Annotated in this window: 22 protein-coding genes; 14 read left to right on the top strand and 8 right to left on the bottom strand. The window is 70.3% G+C overall.

Annotation, left to right across the window (positions count from 1 at the left end; genetic code table 11):
* Positions 1–100 precede the first annotated feature (100 nt).
* Complete coding sequence (locus J5V96_RS02985; RefSeq protein ID WP_208500144.1) at positions 101–934, top strand: SGNH/GDSL hydrolase family protein; 834 nt, start codon at positions 101–103, stop codon at positions 932–934.
* Between the two features lie 5 nt (positions 935–939).
* On the opposite strand, the gene J5V96_RS02980 is transcribed toward J5V96_RS02985, so the two are convergent.
* Entirely contained in the window at positions 940–1755 is an 816-nt protein-coding gene (locus tag J5V96_RS02980; RefSeq protein ID WP_208500143.1) for a TrmH family RNA methyltransferase, read from the bottom strand.
* Between the two features lie 77 nt (positions 1756–1832).
* Between J5V96_RS02980 and J5V96_RS02975 the strand changes: the two genes are divergently transcribed.
* The 4 genes from J5V96_RS02975 (at position 1833) to J5V96_RS02960 (ending at position 4903) form a co-directional block, all read left to right on the top strand.
* Positions 1833–2687, top strand: a complete 855-nt coding sequence (locus J5V96_RS02975) for a Sir2 family NAD-dependent protein deacetylase (protein ID WP_208500142.1) — start codon at positions 1833–1835, stop codon at positions 2685–2687.
* Positions 2688–2696: 9 nt separating this feature from the next.
* Complete coding sequence (locus J5V96_RS02970; RefSeq protein WP_208500141.1) at positions 2697–3269, top strand: histidine phosphatase family protein; 573 nt, start codon at positions 2697–2699, stop codon at positions 3267–3269.
* A gap of 21 nt (positions 3270–3290) precedes the next feature.
* On the top strand, positions 3291–4316 hold the full coding sequence (locus J5V96_RS02965) for a DNA topoisomerase IB (RefSeq protein ID WP_208500140.1): 1026 nt from the start codon (positions 3291–3293) through the stop codon (positions 4314–4316).
* Between the two features lie 113 nt (positions 4317–4429).
* A complete protein-coding gene (locus J5V96_RS02960) occupies positions 4430–4903 on the top strand; it encodes an Lrp/AsnC family transcriptional regulator (protein WP_208500139.1) in 474 nt (157 codons plus the stop codon).
* Positions 4904–4938: 35 nt separating this feature from the next.
* On the opposite strand, the gene J5V96_RS02955 is transcribed toward J5V96_RS02960, so the two are convergent.
* Complete coding sequence (locus J5V96_RS02955; protein WP_208500138.1) at positions 4939–5820, bottom strand: alpha/beta fold hydrolase; 882 nt, start codon at positions 5818–5820, stop codon at positions 4939–4941.
* Positions 5821–5880: 60 nt separating this feature from the next.
* On the opposite strand from J5V96_RS02955, the gene J5V96_RS02950 reads away from it, so the two are divergent.
* Together J5V96_RS02950 and J5V96_RS02945 are read left to right on the top strand one after the other, a co-directional pair.
* The gene (locus J5V96_RS02950) at positions 5881–6879 is read left to right on the top strand and encodes a 3'-5' exonuclease (RefSeq protein WP_236014371.1); all 999 of its coding nucleotides are present in this window, start codon (positions 5881–5883) and stop codon (positions 6877–6879) included.
* Positions 6880–6896: 17 nt separating this feature from the next.
* The gene (locus tag J5V96_RS02945; protein ID WP_208500137.1) at positions 6897–7109 is read left to right on the top strand and encodes a hypothetical protein; all 213 of its coding nucleotides are present in this window, start codon (positions 6897–6899) and stop codon (positions 7107–7109) included.
* 81 nt (positions 7110–7190) lie between these two features.
* Here the strand turns inward: J5V96_RS02945 and J5V96_RS02940 are convergent, their stop codons facing one another.
* Both J5V96_RS02940 and J5V96_RS02935 read right to left on the bottom strand, forming a co-directional pair.
* Positions 7191–7442, bottom strand: a complete 252-nt coding sequence (locus J5V96_RS02940) for a type B 50S ribosomal protein L31 (RefSeq protein ID WP_208500136.1) — start codon at positions 7440–7442, stop codon at positions 7191–7193.
* Positions 7443–7516: 74 nt separating this feature from the next.
* A complete protein-coding gene (locus J5V96_RS02935) occupies positions 7517–8302 on the bottom strand; it encodes an ABC transporter ATP-binding protein (protein WP_208500135.1) in 786 nt (261 codons plus the stop codon).
* 68 nt (positions 8303–8370) lie between these two features.
* Here J5V96_RS02935 and serB point away from each other — a divergent pair, with 68 nt between their 5' ends.
* Positions 8371–9006, top strand: a complete 636-nt coding sequence (gene serB / locus J5V96_RS02930) for a phosphoserine phosphatase SerB (protein ID WP_208500134.1) — start codon at positions 8371–8373, stop codon at positions 9004–9006.
* A 15-nt stretch (positions 9007–9021) separates the two neighbouring features.
* Here the strand turns inward: serB and J5V96_RS02925 are convergent, their stop codons facing one another.
* From J5V96_RS02925 to J5V96_RS02915, 3 genes are read right to left on the bottom strand one after another with little or no spacing between them, the layout of a single operon-like run.
* Positions 9022–9465, bottom strand: a complete 444-nt coding sequence (locus J5V96_RS02925) for a cupin domain-containing protein (protein WP_208500133.1) — start codon at positions 9463–9465, stop codon at positions 9022–9024.
* Entirely contained in the window at positions 9462–10004 is a 543-nt protein-coding gene (locus tag J5V96_RS02920; RefSeq protein WP_208500132.1) for a pyridoxine/pyridoxamine 5'-phosphate oxidase, read from the bottom strand. The genes J5V96_RS02925 and J5V96_RS02920 overlap by 4 nt, the downstream gene beginning before the upstream one ends.
* Positions 10001–10549, bottom strand: coding sequence for a TetR/AcrR family transcriptional regulator (locus J5V96_RS02915; RefSeq protein WP_208500131.1), 549 nt, complete (start codon positions 10547–10549; stop codon positions 10001–10003). The genes J5V96_RS02920 and J5V96_RS02915 overlap by 4 nt, the downstream gene beginning before the upstream one ends.
* A gap of 56 nt (positions 10550–10605) precedes the next feature.
* Between J5V96_RS02915 and J5V96_RS02910 the strand changes: the two genes are divergently transcribed.
* The 3 genes from J5V96_RS02910 to J5V96_RS02900 are packed head-to-tail and all read left to right on the top strand — an operon-like array spanning position 10606 to position 12302.
* Positions 10606–11154, top strand: coding sequence for a 2'-5' RNA ligase family protein (locus J5V96_RS02910; protein WP_208500130.1), 549 nt, complete (start codon positions 10606–10608; stop codon positions 11152–11154).
* Positions 11155–11161: 7 nt separating this feature from the next.
* Positions 11162–11560, top strand: a complete 399-nt coding sequence (locus J5V96_RS02905) for a hypothetical protein (RefSeq protein ID WP_208500129.1) — start codon at positions 11162–11164, stop codon at positions 11558–11560.
* Between the two features lie 40 nt (positions 11561–11600).
* On the top strand, positions 11601–12302 hold the full coding sequence (locus tag J5V96_RS02900) for an alpha/beta fold hydrolase (protein ID WP_208500128.1): 702 nt from the start codon (positions 11601–11603) through the stop codon (positions 12300–12302).
* Here J5V96_RS02900 and fabG read toward each other — a convergent pair.
* Positions 12296–13015 carry a 3-oxoacyl-ACP reductase FabG gene (gene fabG, locus J5V96_RS02895; protein WP_307793350.1) on the bottom strand — a complete coding sequence of 240 codons (720 nt, stop codon included), beginning with the start codon at positions 13013–13015 and terminating at the stop codon, positions 12296–12298. The genes J5V96_RS02900 and fabG overlap by 7 nt on opposite strands.
* A 158-nt stretch (positions 13016–13173) precedes the next feature.
* On the opposite strand from fabG, the gene J5V96_RS02890 reads away from it, so the two are divergent.
* From J5V96_RS02890 to J5V96_RS02880, 3 genes are read left to right on the top strand one after another with little or no spacing between them, the layout of a single operon-like run.
* The gene (locus tag J5V96_RS02890) at positions 13174–13554 is read left to right on the top strand and encodes a DUF3099 domain-containing protein (protein ID WP_208500127.1); all 381 of its coding nucleotides are present in this window, start codon (positions 13174–13176) and stop codon (positions 13552–13554) included.
* Complete coding sequence (locus J5V96_RS02885) at positions 13551–13778, top strand: hypothetical protein (protein ID WP_208500126.1); 228 nt, start codon at positions 13551–13553, stop codon at positions 13776–13778. The genes J5V96_RS02890 and J5V96_RS02885 overlap by 4 nt, the downstream gene beginning before the upstream one ends.
* Positions 13775–14617, top strand: coding sequence for an SURF1 family cytochrome oxidase biogenesis protein (locus tag J5V96_RS02880; protein ID WP_372439922.1), 843 nt, complete (start codon positions 13775–13777; stop codon positions 14615–14617). The genes J5V96_RS02885 and J5V96_RS02880 overlap by 4 nt, the downstream gene beginning before the upstream one ends.
* Positions 14618–14622: the final 5 nt, after the last annotated feature.

Raw genomic sequence — 14622 nt, 5'->3', positions numbered from 1 at the left:
AATCGGGGTCGCCGACAATCCTCCGCGCGTAGTCTGACGATCGCGCACGATCCCGCGCCCGTCCCACTCCCGCTCCCACTCCCGCACCCCGGAGGATCCGTTGTCCGACCTCGCTCCCCGCACGCCGTTCGTCCCCAACGAGGAGCCGCACCCGTGGCGCCGGTTCGTCGCGATCGGCGACTCGTTCACAGAGGGCATCGGCGACCCCGAGCCGGCATCGCCCGGTGGGCACCGTGGCTGGGCCGATCGTGTGGCGGAGGTGCTCGGCAGCCAGGTCGAGGACTTCGCCTACGCAAACCTCGCCGTGCGCGGGCGCCTGATCGGCCAGATCGTCGCCGAGCAGATCGAGCCCGCGATCGCCCTGAAGCCCGACCTCATCACACTGTGCGCCGGCGGAAACGACGTCATCCGGCCCGGCGGGGACCCGGATGCGGTCGCGGCCCAGTTCGAGGACGCCGTTCGCCGCCTGAGCGCCGGCGGCGCCACCGTGGTGATCTTCACGGGGATCGACACGCACTTCACGCCCGTGTTCCGGCCTCTGCGCGGCCGTGTCGCGATCTACAACGAGAACCTCCGCGCGATCGCCGACGCCTATGACTGCATCGTGGCCGATCAGTGGGCACTCAAGACCATCCAGGACAGCCGCTTCTTCGACGACGACCGCCTGCACATGAATCCGCTCGGTCACCATGAGGTGGCCCGGATGGTGCTGCGCGCCCTCAACGTGCCGAACGACCTGCAGCCGATGCAGCCGGATCCGCGGCCCGTGTTCTCGTGGCGCGAGGCGCGCGCGAACGATCTGGTCTGGGCGCGCACGCACTTCGTTCCCTGGGTGCTGCGGCGCCTGCGTCACCAGTCCTCGGGCGACAACGTCACCGCGAAGCGCCCCGAGGCGATGCCGCTGCGCAACGGCGGGCTCGACGCCGAGCTCTGACGGGATCAGCCGCGCTGGCCGCGGCTGACGGCCCAGAGCGCCACGGCGCTCGCGGAGGCGACGTTCAGAGAGTCCACGCCTCCCGACATCGGGATCGTGACGACGCTGTCGGATGCGGCGAGGGCCTTGCGCGACAGGCCGTCACCCTCGGCGCCCATCAGCAGGGCCACGCGCTCGGGCGGCGCGGCGGCGAAGTCATCGAGCGAGACCGCCTCGTCGGCGAGCGCGAGGGCCGCGATGTGGAAGCCGGCGTCGCGCAGCTGATCCTTCGCCTCCGCCCACTCGGGAAGACGCGTCCACGGCACCTGGAACACCGTGCCCATGCTCACGCGCACGCTCCGGCGATAGAGCGGATCCGCACAGCGCGGCGTGACGAGGACCGCGTCGGCGCCCAGCCCGGCGGCCGCGCGGAATGCGGCCCCCACGTTCGTGTGGTCGACGATGTCCTCCAGGATCACCACGAGTCGCGCCCCGGCGAGCACCTCGGCCACGGGGCGGTCAGCGGGCCGGTGCATCGACGCGAGCACCCCGCGATGCACGTCGTAGCCGGTCACACTCTCGGCGACGTCGGACGGCACGACGTACACCGGCACGTCGTCGCGGCCCGCAAGCACGGTCTCCAGCTCCGGGAGCCAGCGCTCCTGTGTCATCACCGAGCGCGGGGTGTGACCCGCCGCAAGCGCACGGGCGAGAACCTTCGCCGACTCGGCCATGTACAGCCCGCCCTCGGGCTCCAGCACTCGACGCAGCGCGACATCGGTGAGGTCGCGGTAGTCGGCAAGGCGCTCGTCGGCGCGGTCGTCGATGCGGAGGGTCTGCATCCGTCCATTCTCCCGCGCCGGAGGACGCGACCGATCCCGTTGACCCCGACGAAACATGGCGGTTCTAGACTCGGCTCGTGCGCGTATCGGATCTCGACGACCTGACGACGGCCGACATCGGCCGCGCGATCGATGCGCTCGCGGGGCGTCGGATCGCGGTGCTCACGGGCGCCGGGGTGTCGACCGACTCGGGCATCCCCGACTACCGCGGCAAGGGCGCGCCGAAGCGCACGCCCATGACCGCGCAGACCTTCCTGAGCGACGAGGCCGCGCGGCGCCGGTACTGGGTCGGGTCGCACCTCGGCTGGCGTGCCTTCACCTCGGCCGCGCCCAACGCCGGCCACGAGGCGCTCGCCGTCCTCGAGCGCGAGGGCGTGGCCACGGGCGTCATCACCCAGAACGTCGACGGGTTGCACCTGCGCGCCGGGAACCACCGTGTGGTGGAGCTGCACGGCACCATGCGCCGGGTGTTCTGCACGCACTGCGGCCAGGTGTTCGACCGCCGCGACGTGGGCGAGCGCGTCGAGCGCGAGAATCCGTGGATCACCGTCCCCGACAACGTGCGTCTCGGCCCGGACGGCGATGTGCTGCCCGAGTCGGCCGAGGGATTCGTTGTGCCCACCTGCACCGTGTGCGGCGGGATGCTCAAGCCGGACGTCGTGTTCTTCGGCGAGTTCATCCCCGCCGAGAAGTTCCGGGAGGCCGAGCAGCTGCTGCACACCAGCGAGGGCCTCGTCATCGCCGGATCGTCGCTGACCGTGAACTCGGGGATCCGCCTCGTCGAGCGGGCCCGCCGCCGCAAGATGCCCGTCGTGATCGTCAATCGGGGCGAGACGCGCGGCGATTCGCGCGCGACCGTCAAGATCGACGCGGGAACGACAGAGGTGCTCGGCGAACTGGCCCGCGCCCTCCCCGCCCTGCGCCGACCATAGGCTGGAGACGTGACTCTTCTCGCGCTGGTGCGCCACGGACAGACCGACTGGAACGCGGAGCGACGCGTTCAGGGACGTACGGACATCCCTCTGAACGACATCGGTCGTGCGCAGGCGCTGACGGCCGCGGAGAACCTCCGGGGCGGCGGATGGACGCGCATCGTGTCGAGCAGCCTCGGCCGCGCGCGCGAGACCGCCGAGATCATCGCGGGAGTGCTCGGTCTTCCGGCGCCGCGCGCGTACTCCGGTCTCGTCGAGCGGGACTACGGAGTGGGCGAGGGCACCCTGGTGGCCGATCTGCACGCCACGTACGGCCACGGCGACGTCCCCGGGGGCGAGACCACCGCCGAACTGGCGGAGCGTGTGCTCGCGGCCATCGCCGACGTGGCCGCCGACACCGGAGACGAGCCCACGGTGGTCGTGGCGCATGGAGGCGTCATCCGCGAACTGCTCCGCCTCGCCACCGCCGGCGAGCGGCCCCGCCCGGGTGAGCGGGTCGAGAACGCGGCCGTCAACGTGTTCCGATTCGACGGCGACCACCTCGTCCTCCAGTCAGCGGATCTCACGACCCAGTACGCGTAGGCGAGACGCTAGCCTCGGCGCATGCGCCTGCGTCGTTCGTCCCCGGATCAGCCAGGCTGGACGCGCCGGGGCGCCGGCCGCGGATTCGTGTACCTCGATGAGCACGGTGCCCGTCTCCCGAGCGAGGAGGTCGAGCGCATCCGCGCGCTCGCGATCCCGCCGGCCTGGCGCGACGTGTGGATCTGCCCCTATCCGCACGGGCACCTGCAGGCCGTCGGCACCGACGCCGCGGGTCGGCGCCAATATCTGTACCACCCGCACTGGCGCATCCGCCGCGACGCCGCCAAGTTCGACCGCATGCTCGACTTCGGCGAGGCCCTCGGGAAGGCGCGCGTTCGCGTGCTGGACGACCTCACAGCCGACGGCATGCCTCTCGATCGTGCCTGTGCCCTCGCGGTGCGGATGCTCGACCTCGGGTGCTTCCGCATCGGCAACGACGTGTACGCCGACACGCACGGCAGCTTCGGGCTGACGACCCTGCGCCGCGACCACGTCACGCGCCGCGGAGAGACGATGCTGTTCGCCTTCACGGGCAAGTCGGGCGTGGAGCACCGCATCGAGATCGATGACGCGCAGGTGGTGTCCGCGATCGAGACACTCCGACGCCGTCGCGACGACGCGAGCGGCCTGCTCGCCTACCGCGGCAGCGACGGATGGCGCACCATGACTCCCGCGCTGGTGAACGCCTACGTGCAGCAGATCACGGGGATGGAGGCGAGCGCGAAGGATTTCCGCACCTGGCACGCGACGGTGCTCGCCGCGACCGAGATCGCAGCGGGCGCCGATGAGCTCGAGCGCTCCGGCCGCGGCGGGGTCACGCGACGTCGCCGTGTGGTCACCGACGCGATGCGCCAGGTCGCCGCCTTCCTCGGCAACACCCCGACGCTCGCGCGGACGTCCTACGTGGATCCGCGCGTGGTCGGTGCCTATGCGGAGGGTCGCACGATCATCCGGGCGCTTCGTCGGGCGCCGGAGTCGGGCCCGGAGCGGCAGCTGGCGCTCGAACGCGCGACACGCCGCCTGATCCGGGAGGATCACGCATCCTGATCTGAACCTGCGGAGTGTCGGTGGGCAGGACGACCCACCCTGAGCACTCGATCCGATAACGACTGAGCAGGATGCACAAACTCTCGTCGGTGAGCCTGCTAATGTCTCGCTCTATGGCTTCCCTGGATCACGTCGACCTCGAGCTGCTGTCCGCGCTCAGCGAGGACCCGCGCGCGACGGTGGTCGCGCTCGCGGAGCGCCTGCGCCTGTCCCGCAACACCGTCCAGGCGCGCATGGCGCGACTGGACAAGGCCGGCGTGTTCCGCTCCTTCGAGCGATCCATCGCCACCTCCGCGCTCGGCTTCCCTCTGGAGGCGTTCCTGGCGATCGGCGTGCGCCAGGTCGAGCTGCCGCGCATCACCGCCGAGCTCCAGGGGGTGCCGGAGGTCGTGCAGGTTCACGGTCTCTCGGGTCAGACGGATCTGCTCGCCCTTGTCGCGTGCCGCGACGCCCGCCATCTCTTCGACGTGGACGCGCGCATTCTGAGCATCGAGGGCGTCGAGCGCACCGAGACCTCCCTCGTCATGAGCGAGGCCGTCCCGTACCGGGTCAGCGGACTGATGCAGCTCGCCCGCCGCGAGCCGTAGCACCACGGCGCAGTCACCGCGTCAGCGGTCGGACATCAGTCGCTCAAGAAATCGCGGATCGCTCGGGCCGCCTCGCCGGGCTTCTCGTAGTGGATCAGATGGCCGACTCCTGCGATCTCGACGAGGCGGGCATCGGGGATCCGCTGCGCGAGCGCCCGCTCCGCTTCGATCGGTGTGATGTCGTCCCGGTCGGCCGCGATGAGCAGCGTGGGCATGGTGAGGCGTTCGGCATACTGACTGACATCGTGCGAGACGCTCGTGACGAAGGCTTCGTGCAGCGTGTCGCGGTCGGCGAAGCGAGAGAAGTACGTGTCGTGCTGGTTGTGGATGAACGCGCGCAGTGACGCGTCGCGCGTCTTCGCCATCGCGATCGAGGTGATCCGCACGATGATCCGATTGCGCAGCAGCCAGGTGCCGATCGGCTTCGGCAGACGCGCGCCGGCCCAGTAGTAGAAGATCGCGAGCCGCGTCAGGATGCCGCGGGGCCCTTCGAGGGCCGGCGCGCCGATCGGATTCACCAGGATGAGCTTGGGCGCGCGCAGCCCGCGCGCGACGGCGGCCGAGGACACGATCGAGCCGAAGGAGTGGCCGAGCACGATCGCGCCCGGCGCGACGGTCGCGGCGAAGGCGTCGAGCCAGTCGGCATAGGCCTCGATGTCGTGGCGACGACCGGGCAGGGCGCCCGTCTCGCCGAATCCGGGCAGATCCGGCATGATCACCCGGACATCCGGCAGGAACGCCACGACGGGCTCGAGCCCGTGGTGCTCGCCGCGGAATCCGTGCACAGCGAGGATCGAGGCGTCCGCGTCGTCGGGTCCATATGTCCAGTACGCGGTGGTGCCGCCGAGCACCTCGACCTCGCGGCGGATCACCGGGATGTCGGCGAGGCGGGCGGCGTACGGCGAGGACACGGGCATCGTCCGAGTCTACGGAGTGCCTTCCCGGGAATGTCCGAGCCGCCCTCTACGGTGTGTGCTATGACGAGGTCGTGGCCGAAGCCTCCGCCCCTGTTCGAGCTGGATGAGCTGGACAGCCCGGGCGAGACGGTCACCTGGGTGCCACGGTCTCAGGCCACCGAGCCCGACGCCCTCTTCTCCCTCGAGGAGCCGCCCGTCGAGCAGGCCGCAGCTGCCAACGTCATCGCCGCGGTCCAGACCATCGCAGCGGTCGAGACCGTCGAGACCGTCGTCGAGATCGAGACCGTCACTACGGTCGAGACCACGGTCGATGCGGTCGTCGAGATCGAGACGGTTGCCGAGATCGAAGCGGCGTTCGACGCGATGCCCGAGCGCTGGACGAGCCGGATCGGCGTGTTCGATCTGGAGACCACCGGCATCGATGTCGCCGAGGACCGGATCGTCACGGCCTACGTCGGCCTGCTGGACGGTGCCGGCAACGTGATCCACGAGGAGCACTGGCTCGCCGATCCGGGAGTCGATATCCCCGAGGGCGCGACGAACGTGCACGGCATCACGACCGAGTACGCCCGTGCGAACGGTCGGCCGGCCGCAGAGGTCGTCGCGGAGGTGACGCACGCCCTGCGCACGCTGCTCGCGGGCGGCATCCCGGTCGTCGCGTACAACGCCGCCTATGACTTCTCACTGCTCAAGTACGAGGGCGAGCGGCACGGGCTCGCGCCGCTCGATTCTCCCGCGCCCGTGATCGATCCGCTGGTGATCGACAAGACGCTCGACAAGTACCGCAAGGGCAAGCGCACACTCGACGTCGTCGCGGCGCACTACGCCGTGCCTCTCGATGCAGCGCACGAGGCCTCGGCCGATGCGATCGCCGCGGGCCGCGTCGCTCTCGCCCTGGCGGAGCGCTTCGCCGACCGCCTGCCGGAGGACGTGCTCGAGCTCCACACGCGCCAGATCGGCTGGGCGCGCGAGCAGGCGGCCAGCCTCACGGAGTACTTCATCAGGATCGGTCGGATCGAGCCGTCCGAGGTCGTCGACGGAGCCTGGCCCGTCCGCTGACGGGCTACCCTCGTCGCATGGGCGACGGTCTCGACAGGCTGCGCCGCAAGTATCCCCTTCAGGGCGCGGGCGGCGCCTTCGATGCCGTCTGGCGTCCGTCCGCGCACGACGCGGATCGCGAGGCGCAGTCGCTGAAGATCATCCCCGTGCCCTCCCCCACACCCGACCAGGGCCCGGGCGTGATCGACTTCACGGCCCACACCATCGAGCTCGAACTCGACGACGAATAGCCCCGGACACGCAGAAAGCCCCCGCCGAAGCGGGGGCTTTCACATCTCGGATCGGTCGTCGCGTGACGCCGAGACGAGGACTTACTTGGAGCCGAAGTTCTTGAAGCGCGCGTTGAACTTCTCGATGCGGCCGGCCGAGTCCATGATGCGCTGCTTACCCGTGTAGAACGGGTGCGACGCCGACGAGATCTCGACATCGATGACCGGGTACTCGACGCCGTCCAGCTCGATGGTCTTGTCGCTGGTCACGGTCGAACGGGTGAGGAAGGTCTCGCCCGAACCGAGGTCACGGAACACGACCGCGTTGTACGCGGGGTGGATGTCAGTCTTCATGGATTGTCCTTTGAGCCAAGTTGTTCGAAGATCTCGGTGCTTGGGCACCAGCGATCGAGTCTACCAGACGTTGGTCACGCGGCAGCGCGAGCCGCGTACCGACCGCCCTGCTCGCTGAGGGTGACCTCGACGCCGAAGGTCTCGGAGAGATTCGCGTCGGTGAGGGTCTCGGCCAGGGGCCCCGCCGCGACGACCTTGCCGTCGCGCAGCAGCAGCGCGTGCGTGAAACCGACGGGGATCTCCTCGACGTGATGGGTCACCATCACGAGCGCCGGCGTGACCGGCGACTGCGCGTAGGCGCCGAGCAGACCGACGAGCACCTCCCGCGAGCCGAGGTCGAGGCTCGCGGTGGGCTCGTCGAGAAGCAGCAGCTCGGGATCGGTCATGATCGCGCGGGCCACCTGCACGCGCTTCTGCTCGCCCTCGCTGAGCGTGCCGAAAGTGCGGTCGGCGAGGTGATCGAGGCGCCACTCCTCGAGCACACGCAGGGCGCGCCGTTCGTCGATGTTCTCGTACTGCTCATTCCAGCGGCCGAGCACCGAGTACGCCGCGGTGAGCACCGCGTTCAGCACGGTCTCGTCGTTCGGGATGCGACGGGCGAGCGCCGACGACGCGAAGCCGATGCGAGGACGCAGCTCGAACACGTCGGTGCGACCCAGCTGCTCGTCGAGGATCTCGACCGTTCCGGAGGTGGGGTGCAGCAGCGTGTCGGCGAGCTGCAGGATGGTCGTCTTGCCTGCGCCGTTGGGCCCGAGCACAACCCAGCGCTCGTCGTCGTTCACCGCCCAGGTGAGTCCATCCACGATGTTCCGGCCTTCTCGGCGGACCACGACGTCATCAAAGGAGAGCACGGTGGGCATGCCGTCCAGCCTAGTCGCGAGCCCAGAGGGCGCAGGTGGGACGCGCGGGCCGGGTAATCTCGTTGCTCGTGACTGCTGCGCGTTTCCTCGTCGTCTTCGACGCCGATTCGACCCTCATCCGCAACGAGGTCATCGAGCTGATCGCCGACGAGGCCGGACGCGGCGCCGAGGTCGCCGCGGCGACCGAGGCGGCCATGCGCGGCGAGGTCGATTTCGCCGCGAGCCTGCGCTCCCGGGTGAAGGAGCTGACGGGCGTGCCGGTCGCCTCGTTCGATCGGGTCAAGAGCCGGATCGAGCCGACCCCGGGTGTGACGACGCTCATCGACGCCATTCACGCCAAGGGAGGCCTCGCGGCGGTGGTCTCGGGCGGCTTCCACGAGATCCTCGACGACATCGCACCCGCGCTCGGGGTGGACCTCTGGCGGGCGAACCGCCTCGCCGCGGCGCAGGGCGTGCTGACGGGCGAGGTCGACGGGCCGATCGTCGATGCCGCCGCCAAGCGCGAGTGGCTCACGTGCTGGGCTGCCGAGAACGGCGTGCCGATGTCGCGCACGATCGCCATCGGCGACGGTGCCAACGACCTCCTGATGCTCGAGGCGGCGGGCCTCGGCCTGGCCTTCAACGCAAAGCCCGCCGTGCGCGCCGCCGCTCCGCTCGTGATCGGCCCGGTGGACCTCTCCCAGGTCATCCCGCTGCTCCCGTGACCCGGCGGCACCGGATCACCAGGGCATAGGGCGATCCGGATCCCTCCGGCTGTCGTCGGGGAACTCCGGCAGCGGCTCGCCCCCGCCGCGGATGCACAGCCACCGCAGCTCGCCATCGCTGTCGGGCAGCGCGCGCCAGGTGCGCAGCACGTTCTGACCGACGCGCACGACGCTTCCCGGCCCCACCTCGACGACCTCGTCGTCGAGAGCCATCTGCCCGCGCCCGGAGAGGAAGACGTACAGCTCCTCGATGCGCGAGTGCGTGTGCCAGTAGCCCGCTTCCTCGCCCGGCACGAGGGCGTTCGCGGACAGACCGATGTACTGCGCCGCGAGCTCGTGGTCGACGATGCGTCGACCATCCCTCGACCGCGCCGCATCGAACCCGCCGTGATGCGCGCGCCATTCGTCGAGTGCACCGATCTCGAGCACTTCCCAGTCGGGCGATGCGACCTCGCTCATCCCTGCTCCTCCTGCTGCCAGCCGCCATCGGCGTGCGTGTAGACGATCCTCGTGTGCCGGCGGTCCGGCGATCCCTGCCAGAACTCGATGCGCTGCGGCACCAGCCACCACCGAACCCAGTCGGCAGGGTCGATGCCGTCGCGCGCCGCCGCCGAGCGGGCCGCGAGATCGGCCGCCGACTCCTCGGATGAGGCCTCGACCACCTCGCCCCGCGCCCGCACGGCACGCATCAGCGGCTGCCACCAGAAGCTGAGCGCGGCGGCGGACCGCCCAGCCAGCTGCGCGCCTTTGCGTGAGCGCCGCGGCCCGGCGAAGGCGAAGCCCCGGGCACCGAAGTCCTTCAGGAGCAGTGTGCGCGCGTCCGGCACTCCGTGGGCGTCGACCGTCGCGAGCGTCATCGCGTGAGGTTCGGCGACACTCTCCGACGCGAGCCGGATCCAGGTGTCGAACATCCGCACCGGATCCGCGGCGGCCGCCTCCCGGGCGGGAGCAGTGCCGGCGAGCGCCGGCAGCGACCGCAGCCACGTCTCGTTCGTCATCGCTCCCCCAGCAGACCGAGGAAGCCCCGCACGGCCGAGCGCATGGCATCCGGATCCTGTGCGGCGCGGGAGAGCACGTACCCTCCCTGGATGATCGCGACGGCCGCCGTCGCGCGGTCGCGTGCGTCGCCGTCCGACAGCCCCTGCTCGCGGAAGACCGCGCCGACCTCGTCCAGGAGGCGACGGAAGTAGCCGGCGACGTCGTCGCGCAGTGTCGCGTCGGCCATGACGAACGGATCCGAGGTCAGGCGCCCGATCCGACAGCCTCTGATCGCATCGCGCGGCCGCTGGAGATAGGCGGCGAGGCGCGAGCGCGGATCGGCCTCGCCGTGAAGATCGGCCTCGGCCGCGGCCAGCGCGGTGCTCACCGTGCGCTCGACCGCGGCGATCGCGAGCTCGCGTTTCGAGGGGAAGTGGTGATACAGGCTCCCCTGTCCGACTCCGCTGCGCTGGAGCACCTGCCGGGGCGTCGTCGCGGCGACCCCGCTCTCGGCGTACAGCTCCTGCGCCGCGCCGATGAGGGTGTCGCGTGTGTCTGAGGACATGGTGCGAGTGTGACATACCTAGAGGTAGGTCTGGAAGTGCCCGTTATGGTGAGGCGATGAACGCCGCTCTCATCTGCCCGGTCCTCGCCGCGGAGGCCGTCGTCGAACGCCACCGCGACCAGCTCGACACGTCCAGCGAGATCGGCGTGCCGCCCCACGTGACGGTCATCGTCCCGTTCGCGCTCCCCGACGCACTCGACGAGTCCCTGCGAGCCGAGCTCGCGGCGGTGATCGCTTCGGTCAGCGCGTTCTTCGTCGAATTCACCGACATCGGCTGGTTCGGAGAGGAGGTCGCGTGGCTCCGGGCTGCCGATGACTCCGGCTTCCGTGCCCTCACGAGCGCCGTCCACCACGCGTTCCCCGACTTCCCGCCCTACGCCGGAGAGTACGAGGACGCGGTGCCTCACCTCACGATCGGCACCGCGCCGCCCGGCACTCCCGCGACGCTGCGGGCCGCGACAGCGAACATCAGATCCGCGCTGCCCATCCGGGCGGTGATCTCCGAGGTGCATTACGGCACCTACGAGGATCACGCGGGGTCGTGGCGAGTCCTGGAGCGGCTGCCGCTCGGGTCGGTCGCCGGGGAGCGCACCGCTGAACGATGATGGGCGTATGAGCGCCGCACCCGGATCCCCGCGCACGACAGTTCACCTCGTCTCGCTGGCGCTCACCCTGGTCGCAAGCCTCGTCGCTCTCCTCGCTCCGACGTTCGCCGTCGCTGTCGCCCGCCACACGGGGAGCGGCGACGAGTTCGAGATGCGGGAATCGCTGCTCGCGTACATGGGACCCATGGCGATCCTGCTTCTGCTGATCCCGGTGGCGATCGCCGCGCTTCCCGTCGTCTTCCGACCGGCCGGCACGGCGCTCACGGTGGTGACGGCGGTGCTGCTCAACGTCTGGGTGTTCCTCGGCCTTGCGACCGTGGGCATGTTCTACATCCCCGCGGGCGTCGGCGTGCTCGCAGCGATCTTCGCCCCGCGACACGGCCGGGGACGCCCCGTGGCCGACTGACCCCTCGCGAGATGTCGGTGGTCGGCCGTAGCCTGCGGGCATGACCGACGTGATCCTGATCCCGGGCCTCTGGCTCGACGCCGACTCCTGGGGCCCCGTGACGACCGCGATCGATGCGGCCGGGCACCGCGCACATCCCCTCACCATGCCCGGCGTCGGCGAACCGGCCGCCGCGTCCTCCGACATCGGCATCCACGACTGGGTCGAGCGCGTGGTGGAGCACATCGACATGATCGACGGCCCGATCGTCGTGGTCGGGCACTCCGGCGGCGGGAACGTCGCCTACGGCGCCGTCGACAGACGTCCCGATCGCATCGCGCACGTTGTGCTCGTCGACACCGTGCCGCCGCCGGACGGCGCCGACATCTCGGAGTTCCCCGTGACCGACGGCGTGGTGGCGTTCCCCGGCTGGGACTTCTTCGGCGACGACGCGGGCGACCTCGACGAGGCGACCCGCGAACGCACCGCGGCGATGACGCGCAGCGTGCCGGCGCGTGTGCCGACCGACGCGCTGCGCCTGACCGACGATCGGCGCTTCGAGGTGCCGGTCACGATGCTGTCGGGCGCGGCTGACGAAGCCGAGGTGCGCGGGATGCTCGAGCAGTGGCCGGCATGGCGTGACAACGTCGCTCGCATCCGGTCATTCGAGGTGGTGAAGCTGGGCACGGCGCACTGGCCCCAGTTCTCGAAGCCCACGCTGCTGGCGGGCGAGATCCTGAAGGTCGCCGACCGCGTTCAGTGACCCATGCCGAGGCCGCCGTCGACTGGGATCACGGCACCCGAGATGTACGCCGAGTCGTCCGACGCCAGCCAGGTCACCGCGGCCGCGACCTCGGCGGCCGAGCCGTAGCGTCCGGCAGGGATCGCCTTGCGGTACTCGGCCTGGGTCGACTCGTCGAGCTCGGCCGTCATGTCTGTCTCGATGAACCCGGGAGCCACGACGTTCGCGGTGATGTTGCGCGCACCGAGCTCGCGCGTGAGCGAGCGAGCGAATCCGACGAGAGCGCTCTTCGACGACGCGTAGTTGACCTGGCCTGCCGACCCGTAGAGGCCGACGACGCTCGAGATGAGGATGACACGGCCGAAGCGGGCCTTGAGCATCCCCTTCGACGCGCGCTTGACCACACGGAACGAGCCGCCGAGGTTGGTGGCGACGACGCTGTCGAAGTCGTCTTCGCTCATGCGCAGCAGCAGCGTGTCCTTGGTGATGCCGGCGTTGGCGACGACCACCTCGACCGGCCCGAGCTGACGCTCGACCTCGGTGAACGCGGCGTCGATCGCGGCCGAATCGGTGACGTCGGCCCGCACGGTCAGCGTGCCCTCGGGGCCCTCGCCGCTGCGAGCGGTCACCGCGACGCGGTACCCCTCCTGAACGAAGCGCTCCGCGATCGCCCGGCCGATCCCGCGGTTGCCCCCGGTCACGAGGACCACACGCCCGGTGCTGTCGATGCTCACGATTCTTCGCTCCTGTCCGTCCGATCCGGCGATCCGCCGATCCTGGCCAGCCTACTGACCGCACCGTGTGGCACCGGGGTGCGGGCGCGCACAAACCCCGCTGGGAAGGCCTGTACTCCCAGGCCAACAGGGGCCGCGCGGCGTAGGCTGGATGCATCGTGCGATCCCCCAGAAAAGACCACTCCGCCGCCCAGTCGGCGACGTCGCTGCCCGTCTCTCCGAGTGACGACGCCAGCGACCGCGTGCGCAACTACCTGCTCACCATGGGCATCCGCGTCGCGTGCGTCATCCTGGCAGCTCTTGTGCAGCCCTTCGGCTGGTGGACGTGGGTCTTCGCGGTCGGCGCGGTGTTCCTGCCGTACATCGCGGTGGTCGGTGCGAATGCCGCCAGCGCCCGGTCCGCCACCACCGCACAGGCGCCGGAGATCGCGATCGAGCAGGCCGCGGAGAAGCCGGCCGAGGCGCCGCAGACACCTCCCACGGTGATCCGGATCAGCGAATCGCCTGCGAAGAAGCAGGATCGAGAGCCAGAGGCATGATCGGCGATCTCCTGGGCGGCGGCTTCGACGCCCCCACCTGCTCCCGCGCGGGCTGTCACGAGGCCGCGACGTGGACCATCGCGTGGCGCAACCCTCGCATCCACACCGCCGAGCGCCGCAAGCTCTGGCTGGCGTGCGACGAGCACGTGGGATACCTGCGCGAGTTCCTCGCGGCCCGCGACTTCCCCCTTGAGGTCACCGCCGGAGTGGAGGGCGCCGCATGAGCGTGATGAAGCAGCGCGCGGCGCGCTGGAGCGTCTATGCCGCGATCGCGATCGCATTCGCCATAGCGTGCGCGTATCTGTCGAACTGGCAGTTCTCTCGCAATGAGGAGCGCGCGACGATGCTCGCGCTCGTCGCGGCCAACTACGACGCCGAGCCGATCGATGCGGCGACCGTGCTCGACCAGGGGTTCGACCCCGAAGACGACGAGTGGCATCCCGTCGTGATGACCGGGCGCTATCTCACCGACCAGCAGCTGCTCGTGCGCAACCGCGCTCAGGGCGGCACCAGTGCCTTCGAGGTGCTTGTGCCCTTCGAGCTGGCCGACGGCCGCATCGTCGTCGTCGACCGCGGCTGGGTCGCCCCGGGCGAGCACGAGGTGCCCAAAAACGTCCCACCGGCACCCGAAGGCGAGACGACCGTGATCGGCAGGATGCGCCCGGGCGAACCGCTGCCGAAGTCGGGACGCAGCGCGCCCGATGGCCAGCTGCCGACCATCCATCTGCCCTCCGTCGCCGAGGTGGCAGGCGAGACGACCGAGACGTCGTTCTACCTGCTGATGGTGTCGGAGGACCCCGCGCCCGCGACGCGCCCTTCCGAACTCGCCTCCCCCACCGACGACCCCGGGCCGCACCTGTCCTACGCGATCCAGTGGATCCTGTTCGCGATCATGGGCTTCGTGTTCATCGGGTACATGATCCGCACCGAGATCAAGGCACGGCGCGAAGACGCGGAGGACGCGGACGACGACGAAGAGCTGCCCGCCGCGAAGATGCGCGCGGGGCGCGCGCCGCGCAAGGACCGCGACGCCGACGAAGAGGACGCCCTGCTCGACGCCTGAGCCGC

The organism is Microbacterium stercoris, assembly GCF_017592545.1.
In the GTDB taxonomy this organism is placed as follows: domain Bacteria; phylum Actinomycetota; class Actinomycetes; order Actinomycetales; family Microbacteriaceae; genus Microbacterium; species Microbacterium stercoris.
The sequence above is the reverse complement of the archived record's forward strand: the minus strand, read 5'-3'. Positions and strand labels throughout refer to the sequence as shown.

Excerpts from the sequence above, each read along its gene's own strand:
- J5V96_RS02910 (WP_208500130.1), top strand. The coding sequence starts at position 10,606 with ATGAACGCCGCTCTCATCTGCCCGGTCCTCGCCGCGGAGGCCGTCGTC.
- J5V96_RS02900 (WP_208500128.1), top strand. The coding sequence starts at position 11,601 with ATGACCGACGTGATCCTGATCCCGGGCCTCTGGCTCGACGCCGACTCC.
- J5V96_RS02905 (WP_208500129.1), top strand. The coding sequence starts at position 11,162 with ATGAGCGCCGCACCCGGATCCCCGCGCACGACAGTTCACCTCGTCTCG.
- J5V96_RS02950 (WP_236014371.1), top strand. The coding sequence starts at position 5,881 with ATGACGAGGTCGTGGCCGAAGCCTCCGCCCCTGTTCGAGCTGGATGAG.
- J5V96_RS02935 (WP_208500135.1), bottom strand. The coding sequence starts at position 8,302 with ATGCCCACCGTGCTCTCCTTTGATGACGTCGTGGTCCGCCGAGAAGGC.
- J5V96_RS02920 (WP_208500132.1), bottom strand. The coding sequence starts at position 10,004 with ATGACGAACGAGACGTGGCTGCGGTCGCTGCCGGCGCTCGCCGGCACT.
- J5V96_RS02960 (WP_208500139.1), top strand. The coding sequence starts at position 4,430 with ATGGCTTCCCTGGATCACGTCGACCTCGAGCTGCTGTCCGCGCTCAGC.
- J5V96_RS02915 (WP_208500131.1), bottom strand. The coding sequence starts at position 10,549 with ATGTCCTCAGACACACGCGACACCCTCATCGGCGCGGCGCAGGAGCTG.
- J5V96_RS02945 (WP_208500137.1), top strand. The coding sequence starts at position 6,897 with ATGGGCGACGGTCTCGACAGGCTGCGCCGCAAGTATCCCCTTCAGGGC.
- J5V96_RS02965 (WP_208500140.1), top strand. The coding sequence starts at position 3,291 with ATGCGCCTGCGTCGTTCGTCCCCGGATCAGCCAGGCTGGACGCGCCGG.
- J5V96_RS02925 (WP_208500133.1), bottom strand. The coding sequence starts at position 9,465 with ATGAGCGAGGTCGCATCGCCCGACTGGGAAGTGCTCGAGATCGGTGCA.
- J5V96_RS02940 (WP_208500136.1), bottom strand. The coding sequence starts at position 7,442 with ATGAAGACTGACATCCACCCCGCGTACAACGCGGTCGTGTTCCGTGAC.
- J5V96_RS02880 (WP_372439922.1), top strand. The coding sequence starts at position 13,775 with ATGAGCGTGATGAAGCAGCGCGCGGCGCGCTGGAGCGTCTATGCCGCG.
- J5V96_RS02980 (WP_208500143.1), bottom strand. The coding sequence starts at position 1,755 with ATGCAGACCCTCCGCATCGACGACCGCGCCGACGAGCGCCTTGCCGAC.
- J5V96_RS02885 (WP_208500126.1), top strand. The coding sequence starts at position 13,551 with ATGATCGGCGATCTCCTGGGCGGCGGCTTCGACGCCCCCACCTGCTCC.
- J5V96_RS02955 (WP_208500138.1), bottom strand. The coding sequence starts at position 5,820 with ATGCCCGTGTCCTCGCCGTACGCCGCCCGCCTCGCCGACATCCCGGTG.